This is a genomic window from Hydrotalea sp. GW822-HT8A01 (assembly GCF_058798575.1).
In genome coordinates, this window is sequence record NZ_CM179506.1 from 2,400,422 (window position 1) to 2,414,480 (window position 14,059).

Genomic DNA, 14,059 nt, shown 5'->3' on the forward strand with positions numbered 1-14,059 from the left:
TCCGTTTATCAATTTCTTGTTATAAACAGGCAACTTACTGTTATTTGTTTTGTTACAACAATGAAGTTCTTTTACCTTTATAGCCGCTAATTATCATATTAAGGGTAGCAGTAAATTGCTAATTGTAATTCAACCATTATTGCTTAGCCACAATGCTGCATTTTTTTAAACAGGACTTGGCCAAATATTTTTAAATTAATTTTTAATAGAATATAAAATGTTGCACCATGGGAATTATTAAAGAGCGGTTTAGATTAAAAGCCGAATCTGCCAATGCAGAAATTAAAGATCTTTTAAAAGATCATGGTAATAAAAAAATTGGAGAAGTAACCCTTTCTCAAATATATCAGGGTATGCGCGGTATTACCGGATTGGTTTCAGAAACCAGTTTATTAGATGCGCAGGAAGGTATCCGGTTTAGAGGCTACTCTATTCCTGAATTGCAGGAAAAATTACCCAAAGTACATCCAAACGGAGAGCCCTTACCTGAAGGCTTATTTTATTTGATGTTAATTGGTGAGCTTCCTGGTGAAGAAGATGTGCAGCACGTTACCAATGTTTGGCAACGGCGCAGCCATGTACCTACACACGTGTTCAAAGCAATTGATGCATTACCATTGTCTACCCATCCAATGACGATGTTTGTAGTAGGTGTTATGGCCTTGCAAACAGAAAGTGATTTTGCCAGAGAATATGCAAAAGGTATCAATAAAAAAGATTATTGGAATCCGGTATACGATGATGTGATGGACCTGATTGCCCGGTTACCTCGTATTGCTGCATACATATACAGGCGCAAATACAAAAATAAAGAGCACATTGAGCCGGATGGACTGTTAGATTGGGCAGGTAATTTAGCCCACATGATGGGTTTTGAAGATGAAAGCTTTAAAGAACTGATGCGTTTGTACATGACCATTCATGCTGACCATGAAGGCGGTAATGTAAGCGCTCATGCCACTCATTTGGTGGGTAGTGCCCTTAGCGATCCTTATTTAAGTTATGCTGCAGGTATGAATGGATTGGCTGGTCCGTTACATGGTTTGGCTAATCAGGAGGTGATAAAGTGGATTTTTGAAATGCAAAAAGAATTGGGTACCGATAATCCATCTAAAGAGCAAATTGAGGAATATGTGAAGAGAACTATTGCTGATGGGAAAGTGGTTCCGGGTTATGGTCATGCCGTTTTACGTAAAACGGATCCACGCTTCACTGCACAAATGGAATTTGGCAAAAAACATATGCCCGATGATAAATTAGTAAATACGGTATGGAAAATTTATGAAACCGTTCCGCCAATCCTGCAGTCAATGGGCAAAATTAAAAACCCATGGCCCAACGTAGACGCCCACAGCGGCGCATTATTGGTGCATTACGGTTTGGTAGAATATGAATTTTATACGGTTTTATTTGCAGTAAGTCGTGCGTTGGGTGTATTGGCCAATTTGTGTTGGGACAGGGCATTGGGTTTCCCATTAGAACGCCCGAAAAGTGTAACTACTAATGCCATAAAACGCTGGTTAAAAGGCGAAGACGAAATTTGGGATTAATATTGTATCATACCATTTCTTACACATTACAATATTTGATTGAAAGGGAAACAATAATGGATGCAAATATTTTAGTAAACATGTTTGCCCGTTGCGTGGCAAGCAGTTTTTTTATTGTGGAACTTAAGCATCAACAACAAGAATTAGCCTTACTTTTAAATAAAAACTATTATGTGGTGGGTTTATGCACTTTTATCAGCCTTTTTTGCAGCCCTTACCGCCATTTTTGCCAAGAAAGGTATTAGCCATATTGACAGTGATTTGGCAACGGCTATTCGAACCTCTTTTATTTTATTGCTTACCTGGAGTATTGCTTTGTTTAAAGGAAATATGCAGGAAAGTATTCATTCTCTCAGCAAACAAAACTGGTGGTTTTTATTATTATCGGCCATGGCCACCGGCCTCTCATGGCTATTTTATTTTAAAGCATTGCAAATTGGTAAAGTATCGCAGGTGGCACCGGTTGATAAGGCCAGTGTGGCTATTGCCATTATTTTATCTGTTATCTTTTTAGGAGAAACCATTACCCTTAAAATGGCCATTGGAGCTACGCTGATTATTATAGGAACTTTTGTTCTAATAATTTAAATGAGAAAAATTTTGTGTAACAAACTACACGTTATACATTTGCAATCCCATCAAACAAAAAGGGGAATTAGCTCAGTTGGCTAGAGCGCTTGCATGGCATGCAAGAGGTCACCGGTTCGACTCCGGTATTCTCCACAACTCATCCCGTGAAAACGGGATTTTTTTCTCCACAACTAAACTTTATAAAGTCACCTCATACTTTTTTTACCTGCACATTTTCAACCTGTTTTTTCTGCCATTTTTCCTGTAATTTGGCCAATTCAGAATAGTTTAATTGCCGGTTAGTCAAAATTGAGGCAATTTAAACTTTCAAATTGCAATAGGGCAACTATCAGGAATTTTCAAGAATTGATAATTTGTATGATCGAAGAAGATGAATCAAATACCATTTACTGCAATATTGTTTAAAAATACAGCTTGCAAATAAAATTGTAGGAAGCATTCATTTCTGCTGTCTCTTACCGGCATTGTTTTCTTTTTTCTTTTTTTGGCTTCACTGGCCTTTATTAACACAGGAAGTCTTGCTCCTTTATTAGATATTAAAAGCATCGTCAGAGAGGGTTTCTTTTTATTGTTTGATGTGATAGCATCCATATATTTTGTGTATTATATTATTATTTTTTTAATAAAAAATTTGCTGCAAAAGCATGTCCATTCAACGCTATTCCATTGAAATCCCGGTAGTGTTCCTGGGTGGATTTGCATTGAAGCGTATTTTTATTTTTTGTTTGTACAATTAGTAGTAGTGCCTGAGGCCAATGCTGGTGCTTTAGAAATAAGATTGCATAATTTATTGGCCATGACACATACATATATTATTTATTATTTATGTAATGATTACCGGTTTTAATTCTTTTAGAAGCATGGAGCATAGAAAAACTAAAGTAAACAGATTAGAAAAAGAATATACGCAGTCAAAATTTGAAGCTTTACAAAATCAGTTAAATCCACACTTTTTGTTCAATAGTTTGAGTGTATTGTCTAATTTGGTGCATATTGATAAAAATACGTAATAAAAATTTATTATTCAATTAACAAAAGTCTATTGGTATACTTTAGATCAAAAATATTGAACTGTTTTCACTTGAAAAATGACATTTCTTAAAATTTATTTTTATGTAATGAAAATTCGAACAAACAGACAAACAATCGTAATATTAGTTGCAATAGATGCCCTTTTTGTATACCCAAATTGTAAATTGTAAATTCGATATACAAACTCCTTTTAAAAACAGATTTATTTGTATTTCTGTATAGGGTTATCGAAGGTATGGAACAGATTGGCAAATGAAAAGTAACTGGCTCGTTGCAAATTGTAATGAAATATATGCCTCAAAAAATATGATAACATTTTTCGCACATAATTGAGTTGAATCTGTTATTGAATGCGTTGCATACCTAATTTGCAGCCTGTTATGAATGCAGAAGAAAAACGGTTAAAAGACAATAGTGCAAAAAAAGTGCCCTTAGAACAATGGGGGCCGTATCTTTCCGAACGCCAGTGGGGAACCGTTAGGGAAGATTATAGTACCAACGGAGATGCCTGGAATTATTTTCCATTTCATCATTCCATTTCCAGAGCCTATCGCTGGGGAGAAGATGGGTTATGTGGTATCTCAGATTTTTTTGGAAACCTGTGTTTTGGCCTTACGCTGTGGAATGGGAAAGACAGTATTTTAAAAGAAAGATTATTTGGCTTGGGTAATTCAGATGGTAATCATGGAGAAGATGTTAAAGAATTGTACTATTATTTGGATAACCTGCCTACGCATTATTATATGCAAATGCTCTATAAGTATCCGCAGGAAGCATTTCCTTATGAGCAACTAATTCAGGAAAATAAAAAGCGCAGCAAATTAGAGCCCGAGTATGAAATTTTAGATACCGGCATTTTTAATGATAATAAATATTTTGATGTTTTGGTAACCTATGCCAAACTCAATAAAAAAGATATTGGAATTAAAATTGAAATAACGAACAGAGCAGCCACAGCAGCCCCTTTAACCCTAATGCCAACACTTTGGTTTTTTAATCGCTGGCAATCTAAAGCAACCGATAAGAAACCTGTCATTAAATTAACCAATAAACCCGGCCTTGTAAAAGCCATGCATGAGCGGTTAGGTAATTATTATTTGTATTATCCCGAAACAAATCTCTGTTTATTTACCGAAAATGAAACCAATACTGAAAAACTATTTGGTATACCCAACGCATCCCCATTGGTGAAAGATGCATTTCATGATGCCATCATTCATAATAAAAACAAAGAGCTGTTAGCTGCGCAGAAATCAGGTACTAAATTTTCGCCGGTATATGAATTGATAATAGAACCTGGCCAAACATCAACAACATATTTGCGCTTAAGTTCAGCTGTAGTTCAACATCCTTTTGGTTCAAATTTTGAACAATTATTTGTAAACCGTAAGGCTGAGGCCGATGAATTTTATCATGATATATTACCTAAACATATTTCAGACGATTTTAAAAATATACAACGGCAAGCCCTTTCCGGGTTGCTATGGAGTAAACAGTTTTATTATTATGATGTGGAAAGATGGCTGCAGGAAGGTGATGGAATTACCGCGCTTTCCTGGCAAAGAACCCATGGGCGTAATAGTGAATGGCAACATCTAAAAAATCAGGATATTATATTAATGCCTGATAAATGGGAATACCCCTGGTATGCGGCATGGGATTTGGCATTTCATTGCGTTTCTATGGCAATGGTTGATACCAATTTTGCCAAACATCAGTTAACACTCATTATGCGGGAATGGTATATGAAACCCGATGGGCAACTACCGGCATACGAATGGCATTTCAGTGATGTAAACCCTCCTGTTCAAGCATGGAGTGCGCTACAAATCTATCATATTGAAAAAGCAAAAACAGGGAAGGGTGATACCCGGTTTTTAAAAAAAGTATTTCATAAATTAATCATCAATTTTACCTGGTGGATTAACCGAAAAGACCCGCAGGGCAATAACATTTTTGAAGGGGGATTTCTTGGCTTAGATAACATAGGTGTATTCAATCGTAGTATTCAGTTAAATAACCAGTCAAAGTTAGAGCAGGCCGATGGCACCAGTTGGATGGGGATGTATGCATTGAATTTAATGGATATTGCCATTGAAATAGCTATGCAGGATGACGCTTTTGAAGATAGCGCCACGAAATTTTTTGAACATTTCATTTTAATTGCAGAGGCACTGAATCAATTAGGCATGTGGAATGAGGAGGATGAGTTTTTTTATGACAAACTTGGCCTGGCCGGGGGAGAAACATTGCAACTACGCATTCAATCAATCGTAGGATTAACCTCTTTATTTGCAGTTTCAGTGATTGATAGAAAAGTGTTGAAAAAATTACAGGATTTTGATAAACGTATTTCCTGGTACAAGCAATACCGGTTAAAAAACGATAAATTCTGGCCCAATGAAGAAAAAACAGATCAGGATAAAATATTAATATCTCTAATACCTAAATCAAAATTAGTAGGGCTGCTCAAACATTTGCTGAACGAAACCGAATTTTTATCAGATGGTGGCATCAGGGCTTTATCGAAATTCCATGAAAAAAATCCATATTCTGTTACCATTGATGGCATTCAGTATTCTATTCAATACGATCCCGGCGATTCAACTTCCGATTTTTTTGGAGGCAATAGTAACTGGCGTGGCCCGGTTTGGATGCCCATTAACTACTTAATTATCAAGAGTATTCAAAAATTTGGTGAGTTTTATGATGGTTCTTTAAAAGTAGAATACCCAACAGGTTCAGGTAATTTTTTAGAACTAAGCCGGGTAGCCGATGAGTTAGTGAAAAGGGTAATCCGTTTATTTACATTAAATGAGCAAAACGAACGAAATTTACATGGTAAGTATAACTGGTTTTACCGACTACCCGAAAACAGGCATCTGATGCAGTTTTATGAATATTTTCATGGTGATACCGGGCATGGGTTAGGAGCGAGCCATCAAACCGGGTGGACCAGTCTTATTGCTGAATTAATTGCCGAACGGGCCAGACTGAATAGCGGGGTATAAAAAAAAGAGGGAGGCCACATCCTCCGCTCTCCTATCCCCAATCAAAAACCAAAAAATATAAAGCTGTGGTTGGTTTAGAATTATGTTGCGAACATATTTTAAAAGGTGCATCCAAAAAAACGTATTTCTACGTAGTGAAATCACTTATTTTTACATATAATAACCCTCAATGACCGGATTTTTAGTGTATATCGAGCTTTTACTGCTGCTAATTGGCGGGTATTACCTTTTTGTTAAATTGAAAAATTCCAGGCTTCCCGGCCTGAATTTTTTAAAAATACTGTATGTTTTAACGTTTTTTACAGAAATAACCGGTAAAATTACGGCGCATTATGGCTTTCATAATATATTATTATATAATGTATTTATACCAATCGAATTTTTTTTACTGGTAAAAATTATGGAAAAGAATATTCCGGCCTATTTACAATGGCGTATTTGGCCCAATGCCGGACTCTTTATTTTTTCACTGATATATATTAGTGAAATTATTTACAATAGAGGGTTTAACCATTCCTTCGTTTTTTTCAGTCATACTTTTACTTCCTTTTATTTTATGGTATTGGGTTTTGTATATTATTACAGGCTTATTCAGTTAGAAATTGCTGTACACGCCAAATCCGACTATGTTTTTTGGTTAGTTACCGGTTTATTTGTGTACCAATTTGCCAGCTTTTTTATCAACCTCTTTTTTTCCTATATTGTTGCCTTGTATCTTTCAGATGGCAATAACTTAGGTATTTCAATCATTAACACACTCCGGGTAATTTTCAACGTCTTTTTTTATGGTGCCTGGATTTATGCGTTTATATGCAAGTATCGGGAAACTATATCATCTTCATCATCCTATGCCTAACTGCTGTATTTCTACTGGTGGCTTTTTACATTGTAGTGCAGGTAATTGCTTATGCCAGAAAAAAAAAGAAATACGAGGCTGAAAAAAATCAAATGAGCCAATTGTTTGAGCAACAATTAATTCAAACCAAATTAGAAGTGCAGGAACAAACTTTACAAAATTTTTCAGCCGATTTGCACGATAATATTGGCCAGCTATTAAGCCTAACTAATGTTACCCTGGCTTCTGTAAATATTAAAGAAGATGCCAAAGCTGCCACAAAAATACAAGTTGCTCAGGATTTAATTAAGCGTAGCATTAAAGAATTAAGGCTACTGGCTAAATTATATCAGGGCGAGAAATTGATTGAAAATGGTATAGTAGAAGCTATTACACAAGAGGTACAGTGGTTTCAGCGGAACGATTATTTGAAAATTGAGTTCAAAAACAATTTACCCGAAAATTTTAATCTTTCTCATCCTTATGCAAACTTGTTTGTTTATCGCTTGGTGCAGGAATGTTTAAGTAATATCATTCGGCATGCCGATGCTACCGAAATTTTTATATTTTTAGGTATAAAAGAGAATAGTTTAATGTTAGAAATAAACGACAACGGTAAGGGCTTTGTTTATGATGAGAAAAACTTTCAGTCTACCGGTATGGGTATTCATAACATGAAACAACGCATTGCCCTTTTGAATGGAAACATGAATATTATTACCCGTAAGGGTAAAGGCACTTGTATAATATTTAATATACCCTGTGAATAATGGAAAGGGAACCTATTAGAATTGCTTTGGTTGATGACCATGCACTATTTAGAAGTGGTATTGCTGCTTTGTTGAAGGAGTTTGATGATTTAATGATTGTGTTTGAAGCCTCGAATGGCAAGGAATTACAGTTTTTATTACCCGAGCATCAACCCATACACGTTGTTTTAATGGATATTAAAATGCCGGGATTAAACGGGTTTGATGCAACGGAATGGATTATCAGCAATTATCCCCAAACTGCAGTATTGGCCTTGAGCATGTTTGATGAAAGTACCGATATTATTAAGATGCTAAAAGCCGGAGCAGGAGGTTATTTACTGAAAGAATCTTCACTTGAGGAATTATATACAGCCATTACTACCATTCATCGTGATGGATTTTTTAGCAATGAGTTGGTATCTGATAAATTAATTAAATCCTTAAAATCTGGTCGCCATATAGAGGATTGGTATGAACAATACAATTTAAACCAAAAAGAATTAGAGTTTTTAAGATTGTGTGCTACGGAACTTACTTATAAACAAATTGCTGAGACCATGGGTGTAGCCGAACGAACAGTAGAAAACTATCGCCAGTCATTGTCAGAAAAATTAGAAATCAAAAATAGGGTGGGGCTGGCTTTGTTTGCCATAAAAAATAAACTGGTAAGTTTGGGGAATGAAACTTTGTAAGAAACTTTTGCCTGCCTATTGTTTTATTGTATGGATTATCATGCAGCCCTTTCTCAATAGACTATTGGCGCAAACTGCAGTATATAATGATGCATGGGCATTATTGCCCTTTACAAAAGCCAATGCGTACAACCCTATTTTATTACCCGGAAAACTCGCCTTTACTGATCCGGTAACCCAAACCAAAGTTTTTTGGGAAGCAGCACATGTGTTTAATCCGGCCATGATTGTAAAAAATGATTCGGTGTTTATGTTATACCGTGCGCAAGATAGCGCCGGTACCTCACGCATAGGCATGGCCATTAGTACCGATGGTTTTCATTTTACAAAAATACCAAAGCCCGTGCTGTTTCCAGATAATGATGCATTTAAAAAATATGAATGGCCCGGCGGATGTGAAGATCCTCGTATTGTTATGGATGAAAATGGTACTTATTACCTAACCTATACCGCTTTTGATGGGCATTTAGCCCGTTTAATGGTGGCCACTTCCACCGACTTAATGCATTGGAAAAAACAAGGCCCTGCATTTGTAAATGCGTATAGCGGAAAATACCTGAATGTATGGTCTAAATCAGGTGCTATTGTTGCTGCTTATACCAACAATAACATTATTGCCACCAAAATAAAAGGCCAATATTGGATGTATTGGGGCGATCAATACATATGGTGTGCTACCTCCCACGATTTAATTCATTGGAAACCGGTGGAAATGCCAAAAGGCACCCAAGCTGCTATTGCATTAAGAGGGCAGGCGCAAAATATGCCGCAATTGCAAATAGCATTACCCACCCGTAAAGGCAAATTTGATAGTGATTTGGTGGAATCAGGTCCTGCAGCAATGCTTACACCTAACGGTATTCGCTTGCTGTATAATGGCCGAAATATTCCTGCAATTGGCGATACCACTTTGCCGGAGGGTACTTATGCAGCCGGACAGGCCTTATTCAATAAAAATAATCCATTACAGTTACAACACCGCCTACAGCAATACTTTATGAAACCAACTGAGCCTTATGAAATCAACGGACAGGTAAACCATGTTTGTTTTATTGAAGGCCTCGTTCATTTTAAGCAACAATGGTTCTTGTACTATGGTACAGCTGATTCAAAAATTGCTGTAGCAACCTGTCCTTAACCATTATTACTTCATTCTTAACAATATTGCAAGGCTTGTTCAATATCGGCTAAAACATCTTCTTTGTGTTCTAAACCAACGCTAATACGAATTAAGCCGGGTGTAATACCAACAGCTAATCGTTCTGCATCACTTAATTTGGCATGGGTAGTACTGGCCGGATGTGAAGCAATGCTTCTGGTATCGCCTAAATTAGCAGTTAACGATAACATTTGTAATGCATCTAAAAATTTTCTGCCGCTATTTAATCCACCTTTTAATTCAAAACAAACAATAGCGCCACCATTCTGCATTTGTTGTTGTGCAATGGCATATTGAGGGTGCGAAGGTAAAAATGGATAACGCAGTGAAGCGATTTTACCATGGCCTTCTAATGCATTTGCCAGAAAAAGCGCATTGGCACAATGCCTTTCCATTCTTACTTCTAATGTTTCTAAGCTTTTACTTAGTACCCATGCATTAAATGGCGATAGTGCAGGTCCGGTACTTCTGCAAAATGCATAAATTTCTTTGATCAAATCTTTTCGGCCAACTACTACACCACCCAAAACCCGGCCCTGGCCATCCATCCATTTGGTGGCAGAATGTATCACCAGATCAGCACCAAAATCAATTGGTTGTTGTATAATGGGCGTTGCAAAGCAATTGTCAACATTTAAAATAATCTGATTTTTCTTGGCCAAACTTCCCAGCATCGATAAATCTAAAATATCCAAACCAGGATTAGTGGGTGTTTCCACATAAATCATTTTGGTATTGGGTTTTATGGCTGCTTCCCATTCATTTGCTGAAGCATTAGTGCTGATATAACTGTATTCAATACCGTATCTGTTCAGGTATTTTGTAATAACAGTGTGGGTACTGCCAAAAATGCTGTTACAGGCAAGCAAATGATCACCCTGCTTTAATAAAGCCATGAAAGAGCCAAATACAGCACTCATGCCCGAAGCGGTAGCGTATCCGGCTTCAGCACCTTCTAAAGCACAAACCTTATCAATCAATTCCTGTACATTCGGATTACTGAAACGGCTGTAAATATTATCATTGGTTTCGTCGGCAAATGCAGCCCGCATGGCTTCTGCGTCATCATAGCAAAAGCTGCTGGTTAAAAATAGAGGCGTGCTATGTTCCATTTCATTGGTGCGTTCTGTTTGAATGCGAATGGCCTGTGTAATTTTATCTTGTTGCATAACCTACATTTTTTAATTTAAAAACATTAATCTGCTAATGCGTTGTTCTATTAAGCTCTGAAAAGCTTACTGGAAATAGGTTTCAATAAACCTGGCTCAACAGCCATTAGTTATACAGAGTTTACTGAAACACCATTAGCCATGAGTTTCAAACAAAAACTAATTTTAATAGCACAATACCTTAATCTGCTATTACTTCAGCATCCCATTCAATGGTGCACCCGGCTGCTCTTAAGGTGGCAGCAACCGAGCAGTATTTATCTATAGAAAGGGCACAGGCTTTTTTGGCCTTTTCTGCATCAACAGTTCCCTTAAAAACAAAGTGAATGTGTACATATTTCCATAAAGCCGGTTCTTTACCCTGTTCGCGTTCGGCCTGAATGGTCATAGTAAAATCATTAATTTCCTGCCTTTGTTTTTTTAAAATAGAAACAATATCAACACCACTGCATCCCCCTAAGCCTATTAAAAGGGTTTGCATGGGCCTAAAACCGCTGTTATGTCCGCCAATTTCAACTGCACCATCTGTTCTGATAGTGTGTCCATTACTGTCTGTACCTACAAAAGCATAAGCATTATCTGCTCTTTTCACTTCAATTGTTGTCATCTGTAAAAGATTTCTGCAAATGTAAATTAATCATGTACTTATTTTGCTGTTGAAACCCGGAATTAATATGACGCAACTTTTTGAATACCAGGATGATTTTAAAGTAGAGAATGGATCTGTATTGCCCGGCATAACCATTGCTTATACCACTTATGGTATGCTCAATGCAGCAAAAAATAATGTGGTATGGGTTTGCCATGCTTTAACAGCCAATGCTGATGCAGCTGCCTGGTGGAAGGGTTTGGTAGGTGAGGGCTGTTATATAGATCCGGAAAAATATTTTATTGTAGGGGCTAATATTATTGGCTCCTGTTATGGTACAACAGGGCCTTTAAGCATTAATCCGGTTACACAACAACCTTATTACGGAACATTTCCGGGCATTACCATTCGCGATATGGTACAGGCACATATCTTATTGCGCAAGCATTTGGGTATTGCCTCTATCCATTTATTAATGGGTGGTAGCATGGGCGGATATCAGGCTTTAGAATGGGCCGTAATAGAGCCTGCCGTTGTGCAACGTTTATTTTTGATTGCCACTTCACCTTCTGAAAGTGCCTGGGGCGTTGCAGTACATACCGCTCAGCGCTTAGCCATTGAAGCCGACTGCACCTGGCAACAAGCACATCCCCAGGCCGGTGCCAAAGGCCTAAAAGCTGCCCGAGCTATTGGTATGCTTACCTATCGCAATTATGATACTTTTCAGCAAAAACAAACGGATCCTGACCCTGAAAAAATAGACCATTTCAAAGCATCTTCTTATTTGAATTACCAGGGCGATAAATTGGTGAATCGTTTCAATGCTTATAGTTACTGGCTATTAACCAAAGCAATGGATAGCCATCATTTAGCCAGGGGCAGGGGAGGAGATTTAATCCGTGTATTGCAGCAACTCAAAACTCCAACCTTAATTATGGGCATTACCAGCGATATTTTATGCCCGGTTGCAGAACAGCAATTTATGGCACAACACATGCCCCATGCCACTTTGGTTGAAATTGATTCTGCATTTGGTCACGATGGCTTTATTATAGAAACCGAACAAATTGCCCGTTATTTACAACAATGGATGCAAGAATAAATTTGCCTTAAAAGCATGTTACAAATAAAAAAATGCATACAGAAATTTCTACATTATTGTTACATATAAATTTAAATATATCGCATGAAACATTTGCTGAAATCATTTTTTGGGTTCCTGTGTCTGTTTACGGCACAACAAGTTTTGGCGCAGGATACCCTGCAACATGTGGTTTCGGGACGGTTCAACAGTGCCGAACAACAACAAAAACCTTATGTTATTCTCATCTCGGCCGATGGTTTTCGTTATGATTTGGCCGATAGTTTTCATGCCACACATTTGCAGCAGTTTCGCGCTGCCGGTGTGCAAGCCGAATACATGAAGCCTTCATATCCTTCGTTAACTTTTCCCAACCATTATGCTATTATTACCGGATTGTATCCTGCACACAACGGTTTGGTGGATAATAGTTTTTACGATATTAACAAAGGCCAGTTGTACACCATGGGCAATAAAAAAGCAGTGGCCGACAGCTCATGGTATGGTGGCACACCATTGTGGGTATTGGCCGAGCAACAACAAATGCTTTCTGCCAGTTTTTATTGGGTAGCTTCTGAAGCAGCAATTCAAGGGGTAAGACCTACCTACTATTATATTTACAATGATAAAATTGGAATTGATGAACGCATTGCTGTGGTAAAAAATTGGTTGCAATTACCTCCTGAAAAGCGCCCCCACTTTATAACTTTCTATTTGCCGGAAGTTGACCATGCAGAGCATACGTATGGCGTAAATAGAAAGCAAACTGTCGATGCTGTTCATTTTGTAGATGAAGCCATTGCCAAATTAACTACCGCTATTGCATCTTTAAACCTGCCGGTAAATTATATTTTTTTATCAGACCATGGCATGGCCGATGTGGATGTAAACAACACTTTGCCGCTTCCTTCTGCCATTGATACCAATAATTTTATCATTCCCCGCAGCAATATGTTATTGCATTTGTACGCTAAAAACAGAGCAGCTATTTTACCTACTTACCAAAAATTAAAAATACAGGAGAAAGGTTTTAGTGTGTATTTGGCCAACGAAATACCCGAACGCTGGCACTACAACCAATCTAACGATTATTTTAACCGGGTGGGCGATATTTTATTGGTGCCACATTATCCTAAAGTTTTTAATTTAGGTTCCGGAAAAATTACTCCAGGCAAACATGGATATGATAATGATATGCCTGAAATGAGGGCTACATTTTATGCATGGGGACCGGCTTTTAAAAAGCATTATACCATTCGTGGCTTCGAAAACATACATGTTTATCCATTAATTGCCAAAGTGCTGGGTTTGCAGTATCAAAGCGATGCGATTGACGGGCAATTAAAAGTTTTAGCACCAATTTTAAAACAGTAAAACAACAAAACAGGCATCTGCTTGTTTCAATAAAAAAAATTATGGGCATCTGGAATCAAATACTTCAATATCTGTTTATTAAAAAACGCGATCCCAACCAACCGCGTACCACCTATTTAAAGTATATGCATGGCATGAACCGTATATCACTGCTTATGTTTATTGTAGCACTCATCATCATGCTGTTTAAATTAGTGATTATACCCATGATGCATAAAGGTTAA

The 14,059-nt window shown here is 37.4% G+C and carries 14 protein-coding genes and 1 tRNA gene; 12 read left to right on the plus strand and 3 right to left on the minus strand.

Annotated elements, in window-relative coordinates; all coding sequences use genetic code 11:
* Nucleotides 1-227 precede the first annotated feature (227 nt).
* The 3 genes from AC3QLY_RS10600 (at nucleotide 228) to AC3QLY_RS10610 (ending at nucleotide 2,273) form a co-directional block, all read left to right on the plus strand.
* Entirely contained in the window at nucleotides 228-1,550 is a 1,323-nt protein-coding gene (locus tag AC3QLY_RS10600) for a citrate (Si)-synthase, eukaryotic (protein WP_074417677.1), read from the plus strand.
* A gap of 171 nt (nucleotides 1,551-1,721) precedes the next feature.
* On the plus strand, nucleotides 1,722-2,138 hold the full coding sequence (locus tag AC3QLY_RS10605) for an EamA family transporter (protein WP_074417678.1): 417 nt from the start codon (nucleotides 1,722-1,724) through the stop codon (nucleotides 2,136-2,138).
* 61 nt (nucleotides 2,139-2,199) lie between these two features.
* Nucleotides 2,200-2,273: transfer RNA gene (locus AC3QLY_RS10610), tRNA-Ala, on the plus strand.
* Nucleotides 2,274-2,516: 243 nt separating this feature from the next.
* Here AC3QLY_RS10610 and AC3QLY_RS10615 read toward each other — a convergent pair.
* A complete protein-coding gene (locus AC3QLY_RS10615) occupies nucleotides 2,517-2,732 on the minus strand; it encodes a hypothetical protein (RefSeq protein ID WP_074420230.1) in 216 nt (71 codons plus the stop codon).
* 269 nt (nucleotides 2,733-3,001) lie between these two features.
* Between AC3QLY_RS10615 and AC3QLY_RS10620 the strand changes: the two genes are divergently transcribed.
* The 6 genes from AC3QLY_RS10620 (at nucleotide 3,002) to AC3QLY_RS10645 (ending at nucleotide 9,601) form a co-directional block, all read left to right on the plus strand.
* Complete coding sequence (locus tag AC3QLY_RS10620; protein ID WP_179853757.1) at nucleotides 3,002-3,151, plus strand: histidine kinase; 150 nt, start codon at nucleotides 3,002-3,004, stop codon at nucleotides 3,149-3,151.
* Nucleotides 3,152-3,553: 402 nt separating this feature from the next.
* The gene (locus AC3QLY_RS10625; RefSeq protein WP_492989735.1) at nucleotides 3,554-6,184 is read left to right on the plus strand and encodes an MGH1-like glycoside hydrolase domain-containing protein; all 2,631 of its coding nucleotides are present in this window, start codon (nucleotides 3,554-3,556) and stop codon (nucleotides 6,182-6,184) included.
* Between the two features lie 400 nt (nucleotides 6,185-6,584).
* The gene (locus AC3QLY_RS10630; protein ID WP_141676736.1) at nucleotides 6,585-7,040 is read left to right on the plus strand and encodes a hypothetical protein; all 456 of its coding nucleotides are present in this window, start codon (nucleotides 6,585-6,587) and stop codon (nucleotides 7,038-7,040) included.
* Nucleotides 6,995-7,789, plus strand: coding sequence for a sensor histidine kinase (locus tag AC3QLY_RS10635; protein WP_492989736.1), 795 nt, complete (start codon nucleotides 6,995-6,997; stop codon nucleotides 7,787-7,789). The genes AC3QLY_RS10630 and AC3QLY_RS10635 overlap by 46 nt, the downstream gene beginning before the upstream one ends.
* Nucleotides 7,789-8,463 carry a response regulator transcription factor gene (locus tag AC3QLY_RS10640; protein ID WP_492989737.1) on the plus strand — a complete coding sequence of 225 codons (675 nt, stop codon included), beginning with the start codon at nucleotides 7,789-7,791 and terminating at the stop codon, nucleotides 8,461-8,463. Before AC3QLY_RS10635 ends, AC3QLY_RS10640 begins: the two co-directional genes overlap by 1 nt.
* Nucleotides 8,450-9,601, plus strand: coding sequence for a glycoside hydrolase family 130 protein (locus tag AC3QLY_RS10645; RefSeq protein WP_218331181.1), 1,152 nt, complete (start codon nucleotides 8,450-8,452; stop codon nucleotides 9,599-9,601). The genes AC3QLY_RS10640 and AC3QLY_RS10645 overlap by 14 nt, the downstream gene beginning before the upstream one ends.
* A gap of 17 nt (nucleotides 9,602-9,618) precedes the next feature.
* Here the strand turns inward: AC3QLY_RS10645 and AC3QLY_RS10650 are convergent, their stop codons facing one another.
* Together AC3QLY_RS10650 and AC3QLY_RS10655 are read right to left on the minus strand one after the other, a co-directional pair.
* The gene (locus tag AC3QLY_RS10650) at nucleotides 9,619-10,791 is read right to left on the minus strand and encodes a trans-sulfuration enzyme family protein (RefSeq protein ID WP_492989738.1); all 1,173 of its coding nucleotides are present in this window, start codon (nucleotides 10,789-10,791) and stop codon (nucleotides 9,619-9,621) included.
* A 181-nt stretch (nucleotides 10,792-10,972) separates the two neighbouring features.
* Nucleotides 10,973-11,398 (minus strand): OsmC family protein, encoded by a 426-nt coding sequence (locus AC3QLY_RS10655; RefSeq protein ID WP_218331183.1) that lies wholly within the window; start codon nucleotides 11,396-11,398, stop codon nucleotides 10,973-10,975.
* Nucleotides 11,399-11,465: 67 nt separating this feature from the next.
* Between AC3QLY_RS10655 and metX the strand changes: the two genes are divergently transcribed.
* The 3 genes from metX (at nucleotide 11,466) to AC3QLY_RS10670 (ending at nucleotide 14,059) form a co-directional block, all read left to right on the plus strand.
* Nucleotides 11,466-12,482, plus strand: coding sequence for a homoserine O-acetyltransferase MetX (metX, locus tag AC3QLY_RS10660; protein WP_074420224.1), 1,017 nt, complete (start codon nucleotides 11,466-11,468; stop codon nucleotides 12,480-12,482).
* An 84-nt stretch (nucleotides 12,483-12,566) separates the two neighbouring features.
* Nucleotides 12,567-13,835 (plus strand): alkaline phosphatase family protein, encoded by a 1,269-nt coding sequence (locus tag AC3QLY_RS10665; RefSeq protein ID WP_492989739.1) that lies wholly within the window; start codon nucleotides 12,567-12,569, stop codon nucleotides 13,833-13,835.
* A 41-nt stretch (nucleotides 13,836-13,876) separates the two neighbouring features.
* Nucleotides 13,877-14,059, plus strand: a complete 183-nt coding sequence (locus AC3QLY_RS10670; protein ID WP_074417689.1) for a DUF6728 family protein — start codon at nucleotides 13,877-13,879, stop codon at nucleotides 14,057-14,059.

What these genes read in the sequence shown, in the direction of transcription:
- AC3QLY_RS10625 (WP_492989735.1), top strand. Translation starts at nt 3,554, where the DNA reads ATGAATGCAGAAGAAAAACGGTTAAAAGACAATAGTGCAAAAAAAGTG.
- AC3QLY_RS10620 (WP_179853757.1), top strand. Translation starts at nt 3,002, where the DNA reads ATGGAGCATAGAAAAACTAAAGTAAACAGATTAGAAAAAGAATATACG.
- AC3QLY_RS10645 (WP_218331181.1), top strand. Translation starts at nt 8,450, where the DNA reads ATGAAACTTTGTAAGAAACTTTTGCCTGCCTATTGTTTTATTGTATGG.
- AC3QLY_RS10605 (WP_074417678.1), top strand. Translation starts at nt 1,722, where the DNA reads ATGTGGTGGGTTTATGCACTTTTATCAGCCTTTTTTGCAGCCCTTACC.
- AC3QLY_RS10600 (WP_074417677.1), top strand. Translation starts at nt 228, where the DNA reads ATGGGAATTATTAAAGAGCGGTTTAGATTAAAAGCCGAATCTGCCAAT.
- AC3QLY_RS10615 (WP_074420230.1), bottom strand. Translation starts at nt 2,732, where the DNA reads ATGGATGCTATCACATCAAACAATAAAAAGAAACCCTCTCTGACGATG.
- AC3QLY_RS10640 (WP_492989737.1), top strand. Translation starts at nt 7,789, where the DNA reads ATGGAAAGGGAACCTATTAGAATTGCTTTGGTTGATGACCATGCACTA.
- AC3QLY_RS10650 (WP_492989738.1), bottom strand. Translation starts at nt 10,791, where the DNA reads ATGCAACAAGATAAAATTACACAGGCCATTCGCATTCAAACAGAACGC.
- AC3QLY_RS10630 (WP_141676736.1), top strand. Translation starts at nt 6,585, where the DNA reads ATGGAAAAGAATATTCCGGCCTATTTACAATGGCGTATTTGGCCCAAT.
- AC3QLY_RS10655 (WP_218331183.1), bottom strand. Translation starts at nt 11,398, where the DNA reads ATGACAACAATTGAAGTGAAAAGAGCAGATAATGCTTATGCTTTTGTA.
- metX (WP_074420224.1), top strand. Translation starts at nt 11,466, where the DNA reads ATGACGCAACTTTTTGAATACCAGGATGATTTTAAAGTAGAGAATGGA.
- AC3QLY_RS10665 (WP_492989739.1), top strand. Translation starts at nt 12,567, where the DNA reads ATGAAACATTTGCTGAAATCATTTTTTGGGTTCCTGTGTCTGTTTACG.
- AC3QLY_RS10670 (WP_074417689.1), top strand. Translation starts at nt 13,877, where the DNA reads ATGGGCATCTGGAATCAAATACTTCAATATCTGTTTATTAAAAAACGC.
- AC3QLY_RS10635 (WP_492989736.1), top strand. Translation starts at nt 6,995, where the DNA reads ATGCAAGTATCGGGAAACTATATCATCTTCATCATCCTATGCCTAACT.